The 20,219-nt window shown below is 64.3% G+C and carries 18 protein-coding genes; 10 read left to right on the top strand and 8 right to left on the bottom strand.

Annotation, left to right across the window (positions count from 1 at the left end; genetic code table 11):
• Window positions 1-85 precede the first annotated feature (85 nt).
• Window positions 86-454 carry a hypothetical protein gene (locus AACG97_RS06670; RefSeq protein ID WP_054890444.1) on the top strand — a complete coding sequence of 123 codons (369 nt, stop codon included), beginning with the start codon at window positions 86-88 and terminating at the stop codon, window positions 452-454.
• 40 nt (window positions 455-494) lie between these two features.
• Here the strand turns inward: AACG97_RS06670 and AACG97_RS06675 are convergent, their stop codons facing one another.
• Window positions 495-2,060, bottom strand: a complete 1,566-nt coding sequence (locus AACG97_RS06675; RefSeq protein WP_125855514.1) for a glycoside hydrolase family 17 protein — start codon at window positions 2,058-2,060, stop codon at window positions 495-497.
• Window positions 2,061-2,257: 197 nt separating this feature from the next.
• Between AACG97_RS06675 and AACG97_RS06680 the strand changes: the two genes are divergently transcribed.
• From AACG97_RS06680 to AACG97_RS06690, 3 genes are all read left to right on the top strand, one after another.
• On the top strand, window positions 2,258-3,118 hold the full coding sequence (locus AACG97_RS06680) for a glycine betaine ABC transporter substrate-binding protein (RefSeq protein ID WP_009682858.1): 861 nt from the start codon (window positions 2,258-2,260) through the stop codon (window positions 3,116-3,118).
• Between the two features lie 204 nt (window positions 3,119-3,322).
• A complete protein-coding gene (locus AACG97_RS06685; RefSeq protein ID WP_009682859.1) occupies window positions 3,323-3,634 on the top strand; it encodes a DUF485 domain-containing protein in 312 nt (103 codons plus the stop codon).
• Complete coding sequence (locus AACG97_RS06690) at window positions 3,631-5,295, top strand: cation acetate symporter (RefSeq protein ID WP_225785813.1); 1,665 nt, start codon at window positions 3,631-3,633, stop codon at window positions 5,293-5,295. The genes AACG97_RS06685 and AACG97_RS06690 overlap by 4 nt, the downstream gene beginning before the upstream one ends.
• Before the next feature lie 58 nt (window positions 5,296-5,353).
• Here AACG97_RS06690 and AACG97_RS06695 read toward each other — a convergent pair whose 3' ends face one another.
• Complete coding sequence (locus AACG97_RS06695; RefSeq protein ID WP_009682861.1) at window positions 5,354-5,506, bottom strand: DUF3309 family protein; 153 nt, start codon at window positions 5,504-5,506, stop codon at window positions 5,354-5,356.
• Window positions 5,507-5,701: 195 nt separating this feature from the next.
• Here AACG97_RS06695 and AACG97_RS06700 point away from each other — a divergent pair, with 195 nt between their 5' ends.
• Both AACG97_RS06700 and csrA read left to right on the top strand, forming a co-directional pair.
• The gene (locus AACG97_RS06700) at window positions 5,702-6,511 is read left to right on the top strand and encodes an SDR family oxidoreductase (protein ID WP_029885889.1); all 810 of its coding nucleotides are present in this window, start codon (window positions 5,702-5,704) and stop codon (window positions 6,509-6,511) included.
• A gap of 120 nt (window positions 6,512-6,631) precedes the next feature.
• Window positions 6,632-6,814, top strand: coding sequence for a carbon storage regulator CsrA (csrA, locus tag AACG97_RS06705; RefSeq protein ID WP_009682863.1), 183 nt, complete (start codon window positions 6,632-6,634; stop codon window positions 6,812-6,814).
• Here the strand turns inward: csrA and AACG97_RS06710 are convergent.
• The 5 genes from AACG97_RS06710 to mnmC all read right to left on the bottom strand — a co-directional run bounded on the left by AACG97_RS06710 (window position 6,811) and on the right by mnmC (window position 14,506).
• Window positions 6,811-7,038, bottom strand: a complete 228-nt coding sequence (locus AACG97_RS06710; RefSeq protein ID WP_039603187.1) for a YheU family protein — start codon at window positions 7,036-7,038, stop codon at window positions 6,811-6,813. The two genes, csrA and AACG97_RS06710, sit on opposite strands and share 4 nt — an antisense overlap.
• A gap of 501 nt (window positions 7,039-7,539) precedes the next feature.
• On the bottom strand, window positions 7,540-8,724 hold the full coding sequence (locus tag AACG97_RS06715) for an osmoprotectant NAGGN system M42 family peptidase (RefSeq protein WP_009682071.1): 1,185 nt from the start codon (window positions 8,722-8,724) through the stop codon (window positions 7,540-7,542).
• A 67-nt stretch (window positions 8,725-8,791) separates the two neighbouring features.
• The gene (gene ngg / locus AACG97_RS06720; RefSeq protein ID WP_009682070.1) at window positions 8,792-10,537 is read right to left on the bottom strand and encodes an N-acetylglutaminylglutamine synthetase; all 1,746 of its coding nucleotides are present in this window, start codon (window positions 10,535-10,537) and stop codon (window positions 8,792-8,794) included.
• A 3-nt stretch (window positions 10,538-10,540) separates the two neighbouring features.
• Window positions 10,541-12,328 (bottom strand): N-acetylglutaminylglutamine amidotransferase, encoded by a 1,788-nt coding sequence (locus tag AACG97_RS06725; RefSeq protein ID WP_197886518.1) that lies wholly within the window; start codon window positions 12,326-12,328, stop codon window positions 10,541-10,543.
• A gap of 207 nt (window positions 12,329-12,535) precedes the next feature.
• Window positions 12,536-14,506, bottom strand: coding sequence for a bifunctional tRNA (5-methylaminomethyl-2-thiouridine)(34)-methyltransferase MnmD/FAD-dependent 5-carboxymethylaminomethyl-2-thiouridine(34) oxidoreductase MnmC (gene mnmC, locus AACG97_RS06730; protein WP_273465553.1), 1,971 nt, complete (start codon window positions 14,504-14,506; stop codon window positions 12,536-12,538).
• Between the two features lie 181 nt (window positions 14,507-14,687).
• On the opposite strand from mnmC, the gene pap reads away from it, so the two are divergent.
• Together pap and AACG97_RS06740 are read left to right on the top strand one after the other, a co-directional pair.
• The gene (gene pap, locus AACG97_RS06735; protein WP_054890565.1) at window positions 14,688-16,181 is read left to right on the top strand and encodes a polyphosphate:AMP phosphotransferase; all 1,494 of its coding nucleotides are present in this window, start codon (window positions 14,688-14,690) and stop codon (window positions 16,179-16,181) included.
• A 134-nt stretch (window positions 16,182-16,315) separates the two neighbouring features.
• Window positions 16,316-17,278, top strand: a complete 963-nt coding sequence (locus AACG97_RS06740; RefSeq protein WP_029888098.1) for a DMT family transporter — start codon at window positions 16,316-16,318, stop codon at window positions 17,276-17,278.
• 456 nt (window positions 17,279-17,734) lie between these two features.
• Here the strand turns inward: AACG97_RS06740 and AACG97_RS06745 are convergent, their stop codons facing one another.
• Window positions 17,735-19,129, bottom strand: coding sequence for a class II fumarate hydratase (locus AACG97_RS06745; RefSeq protein WP_197885627.1), 1,395 nt, complete (start codon window positions 19,127-19,129; stop codon window positions 17,735-17,737).
• Between the two features lie 154 nt (window positions 19,130-19,283).
• Here AACG97_RS06745 and AACG97_RS06750 point away from each other — a divergent pair, with 154 nt between their 5' ends.
• Both AACG97_RS06750 and AACG97_RS06755 read left to right on the top strand, forming a co-directional pair.
• Window positions 19,284-19,808, top strand: a complete 525-nt coding sequence (locus AACG97_RS06750) for a DUF2059 domain-containing protein (protein ID WP_009686015.1) — start codon at window positions 19,284-19,286, stop codon at window positions 19,806-19,808.
• 10 nt (window positions 19,809-19,818) lie between these two features.
• Complete coding sequence (locus AACG97_RS06755) at window positions 19,819-20,115, top strand: BolA family protein (RefSeq protein ID WP_009686014.1); 297 nt, start codon at window positions 19,819-19,821, stop codon at window positions 20,113-20,115.
• Window positions 20,116-20,219 lie beyond the last annotated feature (104 nt).

Consider the following 20,219-nt stretch of genomic DNA (forward strand, 5'->3'; position numbering starts at 1 on the left):
ACATAGCTGCAGGCCGACAATTTTGCCTTATCAAGGGCGATGGGTGATCATCGTTTTCTTCGATAGTGACTGTAGGGAAAACAGGATGTCTCGTGCCTTGCCGGCAGCCATGGTCATGCTGTTCATCGGGCTGTGGCTCGCAGCCAGTTACGCGGTGCGTTACGGGCTGATGGAAGACGGCCAGTGGGTCGGCCTGTGCACGTTACCGGCGGCGTACTGGCAGTGCGAGGTCCGGTCGTTGCTGGGGCTGGGCATTCACCACCAGGTGCTGGCCTGGGGCGGGTTGGGCCTGGCCCTGTTGGCGCAGGTGGTCGCCGGCCGTGCAGGCTGGTGGCTGGCCTTCCTGGCCCTGGTGTTCGCGGTGCCGGCGCTGGTGCTGTATACCGCCAGCATTGCGGTGTTTGCGCTGGTGCTGGCGGGCTTGCGGTTGGTCCGCTCGCAGCAGCGGGCCTGACCAGGCCAACCGCCGCATTAAAGGTGCGCCGCGGCCGCCATCACAACGCGCGCAGCCGCAAGCTGCGCCACAGCGCCACTGTCATTACCACGCTCACCACCGCCCACCCCCAGGCCTGGCGGTTCTGCAGCCCTTCGACAAACAGCTGTGGCGCCACCCCGGCGCCCACGATAAACGCCAGCAATGCCACCTCCGCCCGCGGCGCGCGCACCGGCCACAGCGCGTACACCAGCGCCGGCAACGCCAGCGCTGCAGTGGGGAAGCTGCGGTAGCGCGGGTCGAACACCAGCGCCAGCATGCTCACCGCCGCAGCGAAGCCTGCTGCCAGCAACAGCCAGCCGGCGCGCGCCTGTAACCCGGCGAACAGCCGCTCGCGCCAACCGGCGCGCTGCGCCTGGGCCAACACGGCATGGGCCAGCACCAACAGGTTCAGTGCGACCAGCGCCAGCGCCCACACCCATTCCCCGGCGAAGCGCGCATGGGTGCGCACCAGCTCGCCCCACAGGCCCAGGCAACCCGCCCCCAGCGCAGCCAGCAGCGGTAACAGCAACGCGGCCCGCAGGGTGGCGGGGCGCCCGGCCAGCACCAGCATGACCAGCATCAGCGCGGCGCTGCCCAGCAACCACTGCGGCCAGTAGTGCAGGTTGCTCACCGGCCCTTCCAGCACACCCTTGTCCTGCCGGTCGGCATCGTACAACCCCCAGTACCCGCCCACCGCACCTTCGTTCGCACGCTTCCACGGCTGGTCGAAGGCCTCGATCAGGTTGTAGTGCCAGCCATTGGCCTCTGCCATGCTCACAAAACCACGAATGAAGCGCGCTTCATTGACCCGGCTGGGCACTGCCGTCTCGCGCTGGCGGCCTTCGCTGGGCCAGCCGGTTTCACCAATCAGGACGTCCTTGGGCGCAAAGCGCGTACCGAACACCCGGCGTACATCGGCGACATGGGCCAAGGCCTGGTCGATGCCCTGGGGGTCGTCCTCCCAGTAGGGCAACAGGTGAATGGTGAGGAAGTCCACCGCCGGTGCCACCTGCGGGTGCTGCAACCAGAATTCCCAGACATCGGCGTAGGTCACCGGCACGTGCACCTGGCTTTTCACCCGGGCGATCAGCGTGGCCAGGTGTGCACCGGTCACCTCCTTGCGCAGCAGGGTTTCGTTGCCGACGATCACTGCGCTGACCACGTCGGGGTTGGCATTGGCGGCGGCGATCAGCAGGTTGATTTCCCGCTCGGTGTCGGCGGCGTGCGCATTGACCCAGGCCCCCAGCATCACCTTCAGGCCGTGCTTGCGCGCCAGCGCCGGTATTGCTTCAAGACCGGTCATGGAATAGGTGCGAATGCACTGAAAGCGTTCGGCCAACAAGGCCAGGTCGGCATCCATGCGCTGCGGGCGCAGCCGAAACGGTTGGTCGTAGGGCGACTGGTCCTTGTCGAACGGTGTGTACGAGGCACATTGCAGCTTGTGTGCAGGGCTCGCGGCATCGGGCAGTTGCAGCGGCTTGCCAAGCCCGTACCAGAGCGCTCCCAGCCCCAGCAGGGCGAACAGGCAGGCAAACAGGTACAACGGCAGCAGCGCGCGGGCAGAACGGGGCATCAGGCGGTCCATCGTCAGGCACAAAGGGATAGATAGTAGCCCGGCGCCAAAGCTTTGGCATGCAAGGATCGCGCAGGTCGTGGTGGGCATATGGCGCTAATGGCACAGTGCTGTCGCATATGGGGCAGGTACAGGTCGCAGCTGGATCAGGTCGCCCGGGGTTGCAGGCAGATGATGGAATCTCCAAGACCTGACGAGGGGATGCTTTGATGGCGACTTTGAAAAAAATGCGACGTTTCCTGGGGGTGGGCACCGCCCTGGTACTGGGATTGAGCGCAGCACAGGCAATGGCCAAGGAAGTGAGCATTGGCTACGTGGACGGCTGGGCCGACAGCGTGGCAACCACCAACGTGGCGGCCGAAGTAATCAAGCAGAAGCTCGGCTACGATGTGAAGTTGCAGGCCGTTGCCACCGGGATCATGTGGCAGGGTGTGGCGACCGGCAAGCTCGATGCCATGTTGTCGGCCTGGTTGCCGGTGACCCATGGCGAGTACTGGGCCAAGAACAAGGATAACGTGGTCGACTACGGCGCCAACTTCAAAGATGCCAAGATCGGCTTGATCGTGCCTGAGTACGTCAAGGCCACCAGCATCGCCGACCTCAAGACCGACAACAGCTTCAAGCAGAAGATCGTCGGCATCGATGCAGGCTCGGGCGTGATGATCAAGACCGAACAGGCCATCAAGGACTACGACCTGACCGGCTACAAGCTGCAGGCCAGCTCGGGCGCCGCGATGACCGCCGAACTGGGCCGTGCCTACGCCAAGCAGCAGTCGATTGCAGTGACCGGCTGGGTGCCGCACTGGATGTTCGCCAAGTGGAAGCTGAAGTTCCTCGAAGACCCGAAAGGCGTTTATGGCGCGTCGGAAACCGTAAACAGCATTGGCAGCAAAGAACTGGCGACCAAGGCACCGGAAGTGGCCGAGTTCCTGAAGAAATTCAGCTGGCAGTCCAAAGACGAGATTGGCGAAGTGATGCTGGCCATCCAGGAAGGCGCCAAGCCTGAAGCGGCGGCCAAGGACTGGGTGGCCAAGCACCCGGACCGCGTGAAGGAATGGACTGGCAAGTAACAACCTGAAAGGGCCAGTTTTGTTGCTTCGCGGGTAAACCCGCTGCCGCAGGGCAGCGGGTTTTCTCGCGAATGGGCCGGCACTTTGTTACGCAAACGGTAAAACACCGTTGCATCTAAGACTAAGGTCGTCTGGTTGGCGTCCATCGGCAGCATAAAGTAAGGGTGTGGGTGTTTCCCTACTTGTGCTGCTAGGACAAAAACAATGAACGACAGCATTTACCTCTCGATACAAAACAGCCCTCGCTTCAAGGAGCTGGTCAGCAAACGCGAACGGTTCGCCTGGATCCTCTCGGCGATCATGCTCGGCTTGTACTGCGCTTTTATCCTTCTCATTGCCTACGGTCCTCACATACTGGGCGCCAAGCTCAGCCCTGAGTCGTCGATCACCTGGGGTATCCCCATCGGCGTCGGCCTGATCGTCTCGGCATTCGTCCTTACCGCCATCTACGTGCGCCGCGCCAACGGCGAGTTCGATGAGCTGAACAAGGCCATCCTGAAGGAGGCGCAACAATGATTCGCCACGCCAAAGCCCTGGCCATACTGGCCTGCGGAGCCTTCGCACCCGCCGTGTGGGCCGCCGATGCCCTGACCGGCGAGGTGCAGAAGCAACCGCTGAACGTCTCTGCCATCGCCATGTTCGTGGCGTTCGTCGCCTTCACCCTGGGCATTACCTACTGGGCCTCCAAGCGCAACAAGTCGGCGTCGGACTACTACGCCGCCGGCGGCAAGATCACCGGTTTCCAGAATGGCCTGGCGATTGCCGGCGACTACATGTCGGCAGCCTCGTTCCTGGGCATTTCCGCACTGGTGTTCACCTCTGGCTACGATGGCCTGATCTACTCGATCGGCTTCTTGGTCGGCTGGCCGATCATTCTCTTCCTGATTGCCGAACGCCTGCGCAACCTGGGCAAGTACACCTTCGCCGACGTGGCGTCGTACCGCCTCGGGCAAAAGGAAATCCGCACCCTGTCGGCTTCCGGCTCGCTGGTGGTAGTGGCGTTCTACCTGATCGCGCAGATGGTCGGTGCCGGCAAGCTGATCGAGCTGCTGTTCGGCCTGGACTACCATGTGGCGGTGATCCTGGTGGGTATCCTGATGTGCCTGTACGTGCTGTTCGGCGGCATGCTCGCTACCACTTGGGTACAGATCATCAAGGCCGTGCTGTTGCTGTCCGGTGCCAGCTTCATGGCGCTGATGGTGATGAAACACGTGGGCTTCGACTTCAATACGCTGTTCTCCGAAGCGATCAAGGTGCACGCCAAGGGCGAGGCCATCATGAGCCCGGGCGGCCTGGTCAAAGACCCGATCTCGGCGTTCTCGCTGGGCCTGGCGCTGATGTTCGGTACGGCAGGCCTGCCGCACATCCTGATGCGCTTCTTCACCGTCAGTGACGCCAAGGAAGCCCGCAAGAGCGTGCTGTACGCCACCGGCTTCATCGGCTACTTCTACATCCTCACCTTCATCATCGGCTTTGGCGCCATCCTGCTGGTCAGTACCAACCCTGACTTCAAGGACGCCGCCGGCGCGCTGCTGGGCGGCAACAACATGGCCGCGGTGCACCTTGCCAATGCCGTGGGTGGCAGCGTATTCCTCGGCTTCATCTCGGCAGTGGCGTTCGCCACCATCCTGGCGGTGGTCGCCGGCCTGACCCTGGCGGGTGCCTCGGCAGTGTCCCACGACCTGTACGCCAGCGTGTGGCGCAAGGGCAAGGCCAACGACAAGGACGAGATCCGCGTGTCGAAGATCACCACCGTCGCCCTCGGCGTACTGGCGATCTGCCTGGGCATCCTGTTCGAGAAGCAGAACATCGCCTTCATGGTCGGCCTGGCGTTCTCCATCGCCGCCAGCTGCAACTTCCCGGTCCTGCTGCTTTCGATGTACTGGAAAAAGCTGACCACCCGTGGCGCCATGATCGGCGGCTGGCTGGGCCTGGTCAGCGCAGTGACGCTGATGATCCTTGGCCCGACCATCTGGGTGCAGATCCTCGGCCATGAAAAGCCGATCTACCCGTACGAGTACCCGGCGCTGTTCTCGATGGCCATTGCCTTCGTCAGCATCTGGTTCTTCTCGGTCACCGACAAGTCCAAGGCCGCAGAAAACGAACGCGCGCTGTTCTTCCCGCAGTTCGTCCGTTCGCAGACTGGCCTGGGGGCTTCAGGCGCTGTGTCGCACTGAGCCCGCCCATAAAAAAACCGCGCCGAAGCGCGGTTTTTTTTTGCCTAGCGTGGCGCGTCTAGATCCTGCCCAGCAGTAACAACACCAGCAGGACCACCAGTACCACGCCGACGATGCCGGACGGGCCGTAGCCCCAGCTGCGCGAGTGTGGGAAGACCGGTAAGCCACCAATCAACAGAAGAATCAGGATGATGATGAGGATCGTGGTCATGTACGTGTCCTTGCGTGGTTAGGGGTCAAGGGCCTCGGGTTGCCGGCCTCTTGTAAGTTCGGACTGGTGGGCAATGTGAAAGATTCCATTTTGTGCCGGTTCATGCCCCCACATTCACTACCCTGATGAACCCTGCCCTTGGCCAGGCCCTTGTTTAGACTCGTTTCATTCCTCAACGAGACAGGGCCAGCCACCATGCACAACCGCATCATGATTACCGGAGCCGGCTCAGGCCTCGGGCGCGAAATTGCCCTGCGTTGGGCACGTGAGGGGTGGCGCCTGGCGCTGGCCGATGTCAACGAAGGCGGCCTGCGCGAAACGCTGGACCTGGCCCGTGCGGCCGGCGGTGAGGGTTTCGTCCAGCGCTGCGACGTGCGCGACTACAGCCAGCTCACAGCCCTGGCCCAGGCCTGTACCGAGCAGTTCGGTGGCATCGATGTGGTGGTCAACAACGCCGGGGTTGCCTCGGGCGGGTTCTTTGCCGAGCTGTCGCTGGAAGACTGGGATTGGCAGATTGCCGTCAACCTGATGGGCGTGGTCAAGGGCTGCAAGGCCTTCCTGCCCCTGCTGGAGCGCAGCAAGGGGCGCATCATCAACGTCGCGTCGATGGCCGCCCTGATGCAGGGGCCGGGCATGAGCAACTACAACGTCGCCAAGGCCGGCGTGCTGGCGCTGTCGGAGAGCCTGCTGGTGGAATTGCGCCAGGTGGAGGTGGCGGTGCATGTGGTGTGCCCGTCGTTCTTCCAGACCAATCTGCTGGACTCGTTCCGCGGCCCGAACCCGGCCATGAAGGCGCAGGTCGGCAAGTTGCTGGAAGGGTCGCCGATCAATGCGGCGGACATTGCCGACTACATCCACCGGCAGGTCGCTGCTGGCGAGTTCCTGATTATGCCGCATGAGGCCGGGCGGCAGGCTTGGGAATTGAAGCGGCAAGCCCCCGAGCGGCTCTACCAGGAAATGGCCGAAATGGCCGTGAAAATGCGTGCCAAAGCGGTTTCGCGATGAAATATCTGTAGGGCGAATTACCAGTAGATGTAGGGCGCTTCTGAATCGCTGCGGAGCTATTGAGTAGCCTGATCCTGACGATGCAGTCTCCGGTTTTACCTTGTGCAGGAGGACCGGAACATGCTGGTGATAGGGCGCGAAGTGGGCGAGGTCATCATGATCGGTGAGAACATCCGCCTCGTGGTGGTCGAAACCCGTGACGGGGTGGTGCGCTTTGGCGTGGACGCCCCACGGGAAGTGCCGGTGCACCGGTCCGAGGTGTACAAGCGCATCAAGGAAGCCAAGAAAGCCGAGGCCGGCTAGTCGAGCAGTTCCCGCGGCACGTCATGCTTGGCCAGCAACTGGCACTGCTGGCTTTCGGGGTCGAACAGGATGAAGGCCTGGCCCTTGGCCAATGCCTGGCGTACCCGCAGTACCCGTGTTTCCAGCGGGGTATCGTCACCATTGTCGGTACCGTCGCGGGTGACGAAGTCTTCGATCAGGCGGGTCAGTGTTTCGGCTTGCAGGTGCTCGTAGGGGATCAGCATGGGGCGGTGTCTCGGGTTACGGTGGGGGCATGCTACGCGAAACATTGGGGCTTTTGGGGCCGCGTTGCGGCCCATCGCGACACAAGGCCGCTCCTACAGCGACCGTGCAATTTTTGAGCTGTGGGAGATTCTATGGTTCCTGGCAAGGGTAGCCGGAGCATCTTCAGCGCCTGTGAGATCGAGCGCCGCCCGCGCGGCGCAATCGCGAGCTGCGCTCGCTCCTACGTTTGTTTCGGGCCAGTAACGCCTGTGACAGGCGCGCGCGGCCGCCTTGTTTGTACGGCGCGATATCGAGGCATGCACCAAGGCGTTCGCGCGCAAATCCCACAGGAATAATTGGCCCGAAACAAACGTAGGAGCGAGCGCAGCTCGCGATGCGCCGCGCGGGCGGCGCTCGCTCTAACAGGCGCTGCATACCTTGTGGCAAACACCTGTCAGCCCTGATGCGATCCCCGTGGGAGTTGGCTTGCCGACGATGGGCCGCAAAGCGGCCCCAGGGCCTTAGCCCTTGTTACCGACCAGGCTATCGACCGCCGGCACGCGCGTGTCGCTCTCCATCTGCGCATCGTGTTCCAGCTGGTGGCTGAAGCGCTCCAGCGAGGCATTGGCCGGCTGTGAATCGCTGGCAAACACCGGCGGGCTGAGCAGGTACGCCGACAACAACTGGCTCAGGGCCGCCAGGCTGTCGATGTGCGTCCGCTCATAGCCGTGGGTGGCATCGCAGCCGAACGCCACCAGCGCGGTGCGAATATCGTGCCCGGCCGTTACCGCCGAATGGGCATCACTGAAGTAGTAGCGGAACAGGTCGCGGCGTACCGGCAGGTCGTGGTCGCCGGCCAGTTTCAGCAAGTGCCGCGACAGGTGGTAATCATAGGGCCCCGACGAGTCCTGCATGGCCACGCTCACGGCATGCTCGCTGGAGGCTTGCCCGGGCGCCACCGGGGCAATGTCGATGCCGACGAACTCGCTGACGTCCCAAGGCAGGGCACCCGCTGCGCCCGAGCCGGTTTCCTCGGTAATGGTGAACAGCGGGTGGCAGTCGATCAGCGGTTGCTGGCCGCTCTCCACCACTGCCTTGAGCGCGGTGAGCAGCGCCGCGACACCGGCCTTGTCATCCAGGTGACGGGCGCTGATGTGGCCGCTGTCTGTGAACTCGGGCAGTGGGTCGAAGGCCACGAAGTCACCAATGCTCACCCCCAGCGCCTCGCAATCGGCGCGGGTGGCGCAATAGGCGTCCAGGCGGACTTCCACGTGTTCCCAGCTCACCGGCATCTGGTCGATGGCGGTGTTGAAGGCGTGCCCACTGGCCATCAGCGGCAGTACGCTGCCGCGGAACACGCCGGTGTCGGTGAACACGCTGACCCTGCTGCCCTCGGCGAAGCGGCTGGACCAGCAGCCAACCGGCGCCAGGGCCAGCCGGCCGTTGTCCTGCAGTTGGCGCACGCTGGCGCCGATGGTATCGAGGTGCGCGGATACGGCGCGGTCGGGCGAGGTTTGCCGGCCCTTCAAGGTCGCGCGAATGGTGCCGCGACGGGTCAGCTCGAAGGGGATGCCCAGTTCGTCCAGGCGTTCGGCCACGTAGCGCACGATGGTGTCGGTGAAACCGGTCGGGCTGGGGATGGCCAGCATCTCCAGCAGCACGCGCTTGAGGTATTCGAGATCGGGTTCGGGGTGTCGCTCGGACATGGTTGAATACTCCTTGCTCCTGTGCCGGCCTTTTCGCGAGTGAACCCGCGAAGAGCCCGGCACTGGTTTACGCCAAAGGCCGGCTATGCGGGAACAGCAGGTCGATGAAACGCTCGGCCGTTGGCTGCGGTTCGTGGTTTGCCAAGCCGGCGCGCTCGTTGGCTTCGATAATCACGTACTCGGGCTGTTCGGCATCACGCACCATGAAATCCAGCCCGACCACCGGAATTTCCAGCGCCCGGGCAGCGCGCACGGCGGCGTCGGCCAGCACCGGGTGCAGGCGGGCGGTAACGTCTTCCAGGGTGCCGCCGGTGTGCAGGTTGGCGGTGCGCCGCACGGCCAGGCGCTGGCCGGGAGGCAGTACGTCGTCGTAACCCACGCCAGCAGCGCGCAGGGTACGTTCGGTTTCTTCATCCAGCGGGATACGGCTTTCACCTGCCGTAGCGGCCTGGCGACGACGGCTTTGGGCCTCGATCAACTGGCGCACACTGTGCTTGCCGTCACCCAGCACCTGGGCCGGGTGACGAACGGCCGCTGCCACCACTTCATAGCCGATCACCACGATGCGCAGGTCGAGGCCGGCATGGAAGCTTTCCAGCAACACCCGGCTATCGAACTGGCGGGCATGGCCGACCGCCTGGGTCACGTCGTCGATGCAGGTCAGGTTTACCGCTACGCCCTGGCCTTGTTCGCCGTCAACGGGCTTGACCACCACCGCGCCATGCTCGTCGAGAAAGGCCAGGTTATCGTCGGCATTACCGGCCAATTGTTGCGCCGGCACCTGCAGCCCGGCAGTGCGCAGGGCATGCTGGGTCAGGCGCTTGTCCTGGCACAGGGTCATGGTCACGGCGCTGGTCAGGTCGCTGAGCGACTCACGGCAGCGGATGCGCCGGCCGCCCAGGCTGAGGGTGAACAGCCCGCCGGCGGCGTCATCCACCTGTACCTCGATGCCGCGGCGCAATGCCTCGTCGACGATGATGCGTGCATAGGGGTTGAGGTCGGCCTGTGGGCCGGGGCCGAGGAACAGTTGCTCGTTGATGCCGTTCTTGCGCTTGACGGCGAAGGTGGGCAGGTTGCGAAAGCCAAGCTTCTGGTACAGGCGCTTGGCCTGGCGGTTGTCGTGCAGCACCGAAAGGTCGAGGTAGGCCAGGCCACGGCTCATGAAGTGCTCGATGAGGTGGCGCACCAGCACTTCACCCACGCCGGGGCGGGTGCAGTGCGGGTCGACTGCCAGGCACCACAGGCTGCTGCCGTTCTCGGGGTCATCGAAAGCCTTGGCATGGTTCAGGCCCATGACGCTGCCGATCACCGCGCCGCTGTCTTCGTCTTCAGCCAGCCAGTAGACCGGGCCGCCCAGGTGCCGAGGGGTGAGCAAGTCGGCATCGACCGGCAGCATCCCGCGCACCTGATACAAGGTGTTGATGGCCTGCCAGTCAGCCGGGTTCTGCGCCCGCCGCACGCGAAAGCCGCGAAATACCCGCTGGGCTGGGCGGTAATCGGTGAACCACAGGCGCAGGGTGTCGGATGGGTCGAGGAACAACTGTTGCGGCGCCTGCGCCAGCACCTGCTGCGGTGCTGCCACATACAGCGCGATATCGCGTTCGCCTGGGCATTCGCCCAACAGGTCGTCGGCCAGGTCGGCCGGCTCGGCATAGGTGTGGCCAATCAGCAGCCGGCCCCAGCCGCAGTGCACGGCACGCGGCTGTTGGTGGGGCTGGCTGCCGTCGCCGGCCAGGCGCGCCTGCAGGCGCTCGTAGGACGGCGCCTGGCCACGCAGCAGGCGCTGACCGTAGGCGATTTCGTGGGGTTTCATCGGTCAGAGTCCTTGTTCGCTCAGCCACAGGTTCAATGCTGCCAGTTGCCACAGCTTGGAACCGCGCAGTGGCGTCAATTGGCCGTGCGGGTTGCTAAGCAGTCGGTCGAGCATGGCTGGGTTGAACAGCCCACGGTCCTGGCTGGGGTCGGTCAGCAGTTCGCGTACCCAACCCAGTGTGGCGCCTTCCAGGTGCTTCAGGCCCGGTACCGGGAAGTAGCCCTTCTTGCGGTCGATCACTTCATGCGGGATCACCCGCCGTGCGGCTTGCTTGAGCACCTGCTTACCGCCGTCTGGCAGCTTGAAGCGCGCCGGAATGCGTGCCGACAGCTCTACCAGGCGGTAGTCGAGGAACGGGGTGCGTGCTTCCAGGCCCCAGGCCATGGTCATGTTGTCGACCCGTTTGACGGGGTCGTCGACCAGCATCACGGTGCTGTCCAGGCGCAAGGCCTTGTCCACCGCCTGCGGCGCGCCGGGGCGGGCGAAATGCTCGCGCACGAAATCGCCAGCGGCATCGGTATCCAGCAACCATGGCGCCTGTACGGTATCGCGGTACTCCTCGTGGCTGCGGTCGAAGAAGGCGTTGCGGTATGCCGCGTAGGCATCGTCGGCGCCGTCCACCTGCGGGTACCAGTGGTAGCCGGCGAACAGTTCGTCGGCGCCCTGGCCGCTTTGCACGCCCTTGCAATGCTTGGCCACTTCCCGCGACAGCAGGTAGAAGGCGATGCAGTCGTGGCTGACCATCGGCTCGCTCATGGCGCGGAAGGCGGCAGGCAGCTGGTCGATGATTTCGTGCTCGGCAATGCGCAACTGGTGGTGGCGCGTGCCGTAGTGCCGGGCGATCAGGTCAGAGTACTGGAATTCGTCGCCGCGCTCGCCGCCGGCATCTTCAAAGCCGATGGAGAAGGTCGACAGGTCGTCCACACCGACTTCGCGCAGCAGGCCGACCAGCAGGCTGGAGTCGACACCGCCGGACAGCAGCACGCCCACGTCCACGGCGGCACGCTGGCGGATGGCCACGGCTTCGCGGGTCGCGTCCAGTACGCGGGTGGTCCAGCCTTCCAGGTCCAGCTCACGCTCATCGGCGTTGGGCCCGTATTGCAGTTGCCACCAGGTCTGGCGCTCGATTTCGCCGTGGCGGTCGATACGCATCCAGGTGCCGGGTTCCAGCTTTTGCACGTTCGCCAGCAAGGTGCGCGGTGCCGGCACTACGGCATGGAAGTTGAGGTAGTGGTTGAGCGCCACCGGGTCGAGCATCGGGTCGATGTCGCCGCCCTTGAGCAACGCTGGCAGGGTCGAGGCAAAACGCAGCCGCTCGCCGTTGCGTGACAGGTACAGCGGCTTGACGCCCAGGCGGTCGCGGGCCAGGAACAGGCGTTGGTTATCGCGTTCCCAGATGGCCAGGGCGAACATGCCGTTGAGTTTCGGCAGTAGCGCCGCACCCCAGGCGTGGTAGCCCTTGAGCAGCACTTCGGTGTCGCCGTCCGACCAGAACTGGTAGCCCAGGGCCTGCAGCTCCTGGCGCAACTCGGGGAAATTGTAGATGGCACCGTTGAACGCCAGGGACAGGCCCAGGGTGTTGTCGACCATGGGCTGCGCCGAGCCGTCGGACAGGTCCATGATTTTCAGGCGGCGGTGGCCGAGGGCTATGGGGCCCTGGCTATGGAAGCCCCAGGCATCCGGGCCGCGTGGCGCCAGGTGATGGGTAATGCGCTCTACCGCAGCCAGGTCGGCGGGGCGTGGCGCTTGGCCGATGGGGGTGAAACGTAACTCTCCTGCTAATCCGCACATAAGTCCTTACCGGTTTTTCCGTTGGGGAAGTGATGCCCCGGATTAGGGCACCTTAAGGAACTGACCCATGTGCTTTATGAGAGTTTTAGAACAATCTGTTATATGCGGCTGCGGCCTGCGACGCTTTTCTGCCCAATCGCGACACCGGTTTTGCCTTGCAGGAACGGCCCTGTGTGGCGATCGGGCTGCACCGCAGCCCCGGCTCCATCACTTGCCCCGTATCAGCCTGCGCAGGGCGAACCGGTTAGGATGGCAAGCCTGCGCCACCCCTTGAGGCACCGGCAGCGGCTCCCCGCACACCCACGCCGCCAGCAGTTCCCCACTCAACGGCGCGGTGATCAACCCGCGCGAGCCATGCCCGCTGTTCACATACAGCCCGCCCAGCCAGGGGCAAGGGGCTTGCGGCACCTGTCGCGCATCACGCGACAGTACCGCGTAGGTGTCGGCAAACGCCTGTGCATCGGCCAGCGGCCCGACAATCGGTAGGTAATCCGGGCTGGTGCAGCGGAATGCGGCCCGCCCTTGCAGGTGCTCAGGGTTCAGCGTTGCCACGCCCAGGCGTTGTGCCAGGTCGGTCGATATCTCGTCCAGCAACGCCAGGTTGCCCTGGTGTTCGGCCACCGTCGGCGCCAGGTTGTCACTGTTGAAATCAAAGCTCGCGCCCAGGGTATGTTCATCACCACGCGGCGGTGCCACGTAGCCCTCGGCGCACACCACCGTGCGCAGTGCCCGGCTGCCGACGGTGGCCGGCAAGCGGGTGATCTGGCCGCGGATGCGCTTGAGCGGCAACCCGGCACAGGCGTCGAAGCGGCGGACCTCGGCGGCTGCGGCCAGAATCACCACCGGCGCGCTGGCCAGCAGGCGCTCGCCGGCCCAGGCTTGCCACTGGTCAGCCACTTTGCGCAGCTCGATGACTTCCTGGTGGGTCACCAGCCGGATACCAGGGTGCTGCAACTGCTGCTGGCACAGGGCAGGCGGGTGGACCCAGCCGCCTTCGGGGTAGAACAGCCCGCCAGCCGGCAGGGCGACCCCGGCGACGGCTTCGGCCTCGGTACGTTGCAGCGCGTGCAGCAGGCCGTGTTCGAACGCGCCAGCCAGTTTGCCCTGGCGCTCGGCTTCCTTGGCGTCGAACGCCAGTTGCAGCACGCCGCAGGCATCCCAGTCCTGGCCCCGTTGCAGGCGTTCGAGCTGGCGCCGGGTGTAGCCGAAGCCGGACAGGATCAGCTGCGACAACGCCGTGCCATGGGCGGACAGCTTGAGGTACAGCACCCCCTGCGGGTTGCCCGAGGCTTCCTGCGCGGCGGCGGCATGGCGTTCCAGCACGGTCACCTGCCAGCCACGCCGGGCCAGGCTGGCCGCGCTGGCGCTGCCGGCGAGCCCGGCGCCGATCACCAGCGCCTGGCGCGGACCCGGCGTGGCGGGCGGGCGTGCATACCAGGGGGCGCCAGGGGTGGGCAGGGCGCCGACGTAGGCGCCGCTCATCACTTCCCACTTCTTGCCGATGCCCGGCACCTTCTTCATGGCGAAGCCGGCTTCGACCAGGCTGCGGCGCACCCAGCCGGTGGTGGTGAAGGTGCCCAGCACTGTCCCTGAGTGGGACAGCCGCGCCAACTGGGCGAACAGCTGCGGGGTCCACATGTCGGGGTTCTTGGCCGGGGCGAAGCCGTCGAGGAACCACACGTCCACCTGTGCATCGAGCTGCGGTAGCTGCTCCAGCACATCGCCGATCAGCAGGGTCAGGGTGACCCGGCCCCCGGCGAAGGTGAACTGCTGAAAGCCGGGGTGCACCGCCACATACTGGGCCAGCAGCGGCTCGGTGTAGGCGGCAAGCTCCGGCCACAGGCGTACGGCGCGGGCCATGTCGGCAGCGCCCAGGGGGTACTTTTCGACACTGACGAAATGCAGGCGTGCACCACTGGGCGCGTGCTGGTCGAACAATTGCCATGCGCAGAAGAAGTTCATGCCGGTGCCAAAGCCGGTCTCGCCGATCACCAGGCTGCTGTGTGCGGGCAGGTTGGCGAAGCGCTCGGCCAGGCGGGTTTGGCCGAGGAACACATGCTTGGTTTCTTCGATGCCTTCGTTGACCGCGAAATAGACGTCGTCGTACTGCCGCGAATGGGGGCGGCCCTGGTCGTCCCAGTCGATCTGGGCGTGCTGGAGAAGGGTGGGTTCAGGCATGGCTGGTTCGCTGGAGATGAGTGGCAAGTCGCAAGTTGCAAGTCGCAAGTGGCTAGAAAAAGCAGATGGTGGCATGGCTTACGTTTTCTTGCAGCTTGCAGCTTGCAGCTTGCGACTTGCGACTTGCCACTTGCAGCTTCGAATTCCGCTAGTCTTGGTTATCCATTGAAGGAGCCCATGCATGTTCGAATCCGCCGAAATCGGCCACAGCATCGACAAGGAGGCTTACGACGCCGAGGTGCCCGCGTTGCGCGAAGCCCTGCTCGAAGCCCAGTACGAACTCAAGCAGCAGGCGCGCTTCCCGGTGATCGTGCTGATCAACGGCGTTGAAGGCGCTGGCAAGGGGGAGACGGTAAAGCTGCTGAACGAGTGGATGGACCCGCGCATGATCGATGTGCTGACCTTCGACCAGCAGACCGACGAAGAGCTGGCCCGGCCGCCGGCATGGCGCTATTGGCGGGCCTTGCCGCCGAAGGGGCGGATGGGCGTGTTTTTTGGCAACTGGTACAGCCAGATGCTGCAGGGTCGGGTGCACGGGGTGCTCAAGGATGCCGTGCTCGACCAGGCCATCACCGGGGCCGAACGCCTGGAGCAAATGCTCTGCGACGAAGGTGCGCTGATCATCAAGTTCTGGTTCCACCTGTCCAAGAAGCAGATGAAGGCGCGCCTGAAATCGCTGAAGGACGACCCGTTGCACAGCTGGAAAATCAGCCCGCTGGACTGGCAGCAGTCGAAAACCTACGACCGCTTCGTACGCTTTGGCGAGCGCGTGCTGCGCCGCACCAGCCGCGATTATGCACCGTGGCACATCGTCGAGGGGGTCGACCCCAATTACCGTAGCCTGGCGGTCGGGCGCATCCTGCTGGAAAGCTTGCAGGCCGCGCTGGCCAACAACCCCAAGGGCAAGCACCAGGGGAACGTGGCCCCATTGGGGCGTAGCATCGATGACCGCAGCCTGCTGGGGGCGCTGGACTTGAGCGTGCGCCTGGACAAGGCCGATTACCAGGAACAACTGGTAACCGAGCAGGCCCGCCTCGCCGGGCTGCTGCGGGACAAGCGCATGCGCCGCCATGCCTTGGTGGCGGTGTTCGAAGGCAACGATGCTGCCGGCAAAGGCGGGGCCATCCGCCGGGTGGCCGCTGCGCTGGACCCGCGCCAGTACCGTATCGTGCCGATTGCCGCGCCCACCGAAGAAGAGCGCGCGCAGCCTTACCTGTGGCGCTTCTGGCGGCACATTCCGGCGCGGGGCAAGTTCACCATTTTTGACCGCTCCTGGTATGGCCGGGTGCTGGTGGAGCGGGTAGAGGGGTTCTGCACGCCGGCTGACTGGATGCGCGCCTACAGCGAGATCAATGATTTCGAGGAACAGTTGGTGAACGCCGGGGTGGTGTTGGTCAAGTTCTGGCTGGCCATCGACCAGCAGACCCAGCTGGAGCGCTTCGAAGAGCGCGAGCAGATCCCCTTCAAGCGCTACAAGATCACCGAGGATGACTGGCGCAACCGGGACAAATGGGATGACTACGCCCAGGCCGTGGGGGACATGGTCGACCGTACGAGCAGCGAGATTGCACCATGGACGCTGGTAGAGGCCAACGACAAGCGCTGGGCCCGGGTGAAGGTGCTGCGCACCATCAACGAGGCGCTTGAGGCGGCGTTTGCCAAGCAAAAGAAGTAGGTCGCCGGGTTTGGCCTCAAGCCATGCTGCAAAAGAATGACCTGATGAATTCTTTTCTCGGCACGTTCCCCCGCACCTACTCAGCAAGCCCGTAGAATCAAGCAATCGCCACCACGGGCTTGATCGAGGACTTTATGCATACCACTTCCGGCCGCTGGGGCTATGGCCTGTTCCTGGCACTCTTGACGGCGCTGCTCTGGGGCATTCTGCCGATCAAGCTCAAGCAGGTACTGCAAGTGGTCGATCCGATCACCGTCACCTGGTACCGCTTGCTGGTCTCGGGCGGCCTGCTGTTTGCCTGGCTGGCGGCCCAGCGGCGATTGCCCTCCATTCGTAAACTGCCAGCAAAGGGCAAGGGCCTGGTGGCCGTTGCCGTCTTCGGCTTGATGGGCAACTACGTGCTGTACCTGATCGGGCTCAACCTGCTTAGCCCGGGTACTGCACAGTTGGTGGTGCAGATTGGCCCGGTGTTGCTGCTGGTGGCCAGTGTGTTCGTATTCCGTGAGCGTTTCAGCCTGGGGCAGGGTGTAGGGCTGCTGGTGCTGCTGGCGGGGTTTGGCCTGTTCTTCAACCAGCGCCTGGACGAACTGCTGACCTCGCTGGGGGCCTACACCACGGGTGTGCTGACCATATTGCTGGCCACCAGCATCTGGGTGTTCTATGCCCTGAGCCAGAAGCAGTTGCTGACGGTGTGGCATTCGCAGCAGGTCATGATGGTGATCTACCTCAGTTGCGCCGCGCTGCTCACGCCCTGGGTGCACCCGCTGCAGGCGTTGCAACTGACCCCGGTGCAGGGCTGGCTGTTGCTGGCGTGCTGCCTGAATACCCTGGTGGCCTACGGCGCGTTTGCCGAAGCGCTGGCGCACTGGGAGGCATCACGGGTGAGTGCCACGCTGGCACTGACCCCGCTGGTGACTTTTGTTGCAGTGGCGCTGGCGGCGCTGGTATGGCCTGACTATGTGCACGCTGAAGATATCAATGCGCTGGGCTATGTGGGGGCGGTGACGGTGGTGTTCGGCTCGGCCCTGGTGGCGTTGGGGCCATCGCTGGTGGCCGGCTGGCGTGCCCGCAGGGCGCGGTTGGCCCATGTTCCTTGATCGCCTGTAGTGGCCCCATCGCTGGCAAGCCAGCTCCCACGGGGATCGCATCAGGGCTGACAGGTGTTTGCCACAAGGTATGCAGCGCCTGTTAGAGCGAGCGCCGCCCGCGCGGCGCATCGCGAGCTGCGCTCGCTCCTACGTTTGTTTCGGGCCAATTATTCCTGTGGGATTTGCGCGCGAACGCCTTGGTGCATGCCTCGATATCGCGCCGTACAAACAAGGCGGCCGCGCGCGCCTGTCACAGGCGTTACTGGCCCGAAACAAACGTAGGAGCGAGCGCAGCTCGCGATTGCGCCGCGCGGGCGGCGCTCGATCTCACAGGCGCTGAAGATGCTCCGGCTACCCTTGCCAGGAACCATAGAATCTCCCACAGGGGTTACCTCAGGCCTGAGCATTGCGCACTCTGTGGGAGCTGGCTTGCCAGCGATAGGGCCAGTACAAACAATCAATAATTTAGCCTTTACCACCCGGTGCCAGCATGTTCTCCGGCCTTACCCACTGGTCGAACTGCTCATTGGTCAGGTACTTCAACTCCAGCGCGGCCTCCCTGAGGGTCTTGCCTTCGCTGTAGGCCTTCTTGGCGATCTCCGCGGCTTTGTCATAACCGAGGTGCGGGTTCAACGCGGTCACCAGCATCAACCCGCGTTCCAGGTGTGCGGCCATCTGCTGGGCGTCGGGCTCGATACCCGCCACGCAGTGCTGCTGGAAGTTGCGGCAGCCATCGGCCAGCAACTCGACCGACTGCAACAGGTTGTGGATGATCACCGGCTTGAACACGTTCAACTGCAAATGCCCCTGGCTGGCGGCAAAGCCGATCGCCGCATCGTTGCCCAATACCTGGCACGCCAGCATCGACAGCGCCTCGCACTGGGTAGGGTTGACCTTGCCCGGCATGATCGAGCTGCCCGGCTCGTTGGCCGGCAGGCGTACCTCGGCCAACCCGGCACGCGGCCCGGAGCCCAGCAGGCGCAGGTCGTTGGCGATCTTCATCAGGGCCACTGCCAGGGTCTTCAACGCGCCGGCCAGGCTGGTCAGCGGTTCATGGCCGGCCAGGGCGGCGAACTTGTTTGGCGCGGTGACGAACGGCAGCCCGGACTCTGCTGCCAGTTCGGCGGCAATGGCTTCGGCAAAACCGTGCGGGGCATTCAGCCCGGTGCCCACGGCGGTACCGCCCTGGGCCAGTTCGCACACGGCCGGCAGGGTGGCACGAATGGCGCGTTGGGCGTAGTCCAGCTGGGCAACAAAGGCCGATACCTCCTGGCCGAAGGTGATCGGCGTGGCATCCATCATGTGCGTGCGGCCGGTCTTGACCAGTTTGTTGTGCCGCGCCGCCAGTTCGGCCAGCCCGGCCGACAGTTCGCCGATGGCAGGCAGCAGTTTTTCCTGCACGGCCTGCGCCGCGGCAATGTGCATGGCGGTCGGGAAGCAGTCGTTGGAGCTTTGCGAGCGGTTGACGTGGTCGTTGGGGTGCACCGGCGTTTTGCCGCCCCGGCCCTGGCCAGCCAGTTCATTGGCCCGCCCGGCAATCACCTCGTTGACGTTCATGTTGCTCTGTGTGCCGCTGCCTGTCTGCCACACGACCAGCGGGAACTGATCGTCGTGCTTGCCCGCCAGCACCTCGTCGGCGGCCTGTTCGATCAGCCGGGCGATGTCGGCCGGCAGGTCGCCATTGCGGTCGTTGACCCGTGCCGCGGCCTTCTTGATCAGCGCCAGGGCGTGCACCACCGCGAGCGGCATGCGTTCCTTGCCGATGGCGAAGTTGATCAGCGAACGCTGGGTCTGCGCACCCCAGTAGGCGTGCTCAGGAACTTCGACCGGGCCCAGGCTGTCTGTCTCGATACGGCTCATTCTGTACTCACTCCTGTGTAGTTCGAATTCGCAGTTTAGGCCTTGATTCGACCGAGCGGTTCAGTCGCTCGTCGTGCCACTTGAGCACCGCGCTACCACGGCGCAGAATGCTCTACTCTGAGGTACCCGCCTCCCTCTCTCTGAAGGAAATGCAATGACCCGTCTCCGTGTCCTTTGTGCCGCCGTTGCCCTGGTTTGCGCCAGCGGCCAGGTACTCGCTGCCACCGCCAGCCACAACGCTGCTGCCGAGAAATTCCTGACCCTGGCCAACGCCGACAAGTTGGGCACCCCGGTGTACATGCAGGTCCAGCAGATGTTCGCCCAGCGCTTCGCCCAGACCAAAGCCCCGGCCAGCAAGCAGCCGGTGCTGGAAAGCTACCAGGCCAAGGCCAACGCCGCGCTGGACAACGCCATCGGCTGGAACAAGCTGAAGCCGAAGATGGTAGACCTGTACACCCAGACCTTCACCGAGCAGGAACTCAAGGACCTGGTCAAGTTCTACGAGTCGCCGCTGGGCAAGAAAGTGCTGCGCGAAATGCCCAAGGTCACCCAGCAGTCGGCGCAGCTGACCCAGCAGAGCCTCGAGCCGGCCGTACCGGTGGTGAACAAGCTGCTCGAAGACATGACCAAAGAGCTGGACCCGAACGCTGGCAAGGCCGCCGCCCCAGCGAAGAAGTGAGTAAGCCGCAATGACCATGCAACAGCGTATCGAACAGCAGCTGGCCAGCCTGGCGCCGCAACACCTGCAAGTGCTCGATGAAAGCCACATGCACAGTCGTGGTCAGGAGACCCACTACAAGGCAGTGATCGTCAGCGAGCAGTTTGCCGGGTTGAACAGCGTCAAGCGCCACCAGAAGGTGTACGCCACCATGGGTGAGCTGATGGGCCAGATCCACGCCCTGGCCATTCATACCTACACCGGCGAAGAGTGGGCCAAGGTCGGCGCTGCACCGGCCTCGCCGGTATGCGCCGGCGGCGGGCACTGAAACCTTGCTGTTGTTCTGGTAGAATCCTGCAAGATCCGGGGGCCGCTTTGCGGCCCTTTCGCGACACGAGGCCGCTGTTACAGCGACTGCACAGCCTGATGGCG

The organism is Pseudomonas sp. Nvir (genome assembly GCF_963778085.1).
In the GTDB taxonomy this organism is placed as follows: Bacteria; Pseudomonadota; Gammaproteobacteria; order Pseudomonadales; family Pseudomonadaceae; genus Aquipseudomonas; species Aquipseudomonas juntendi.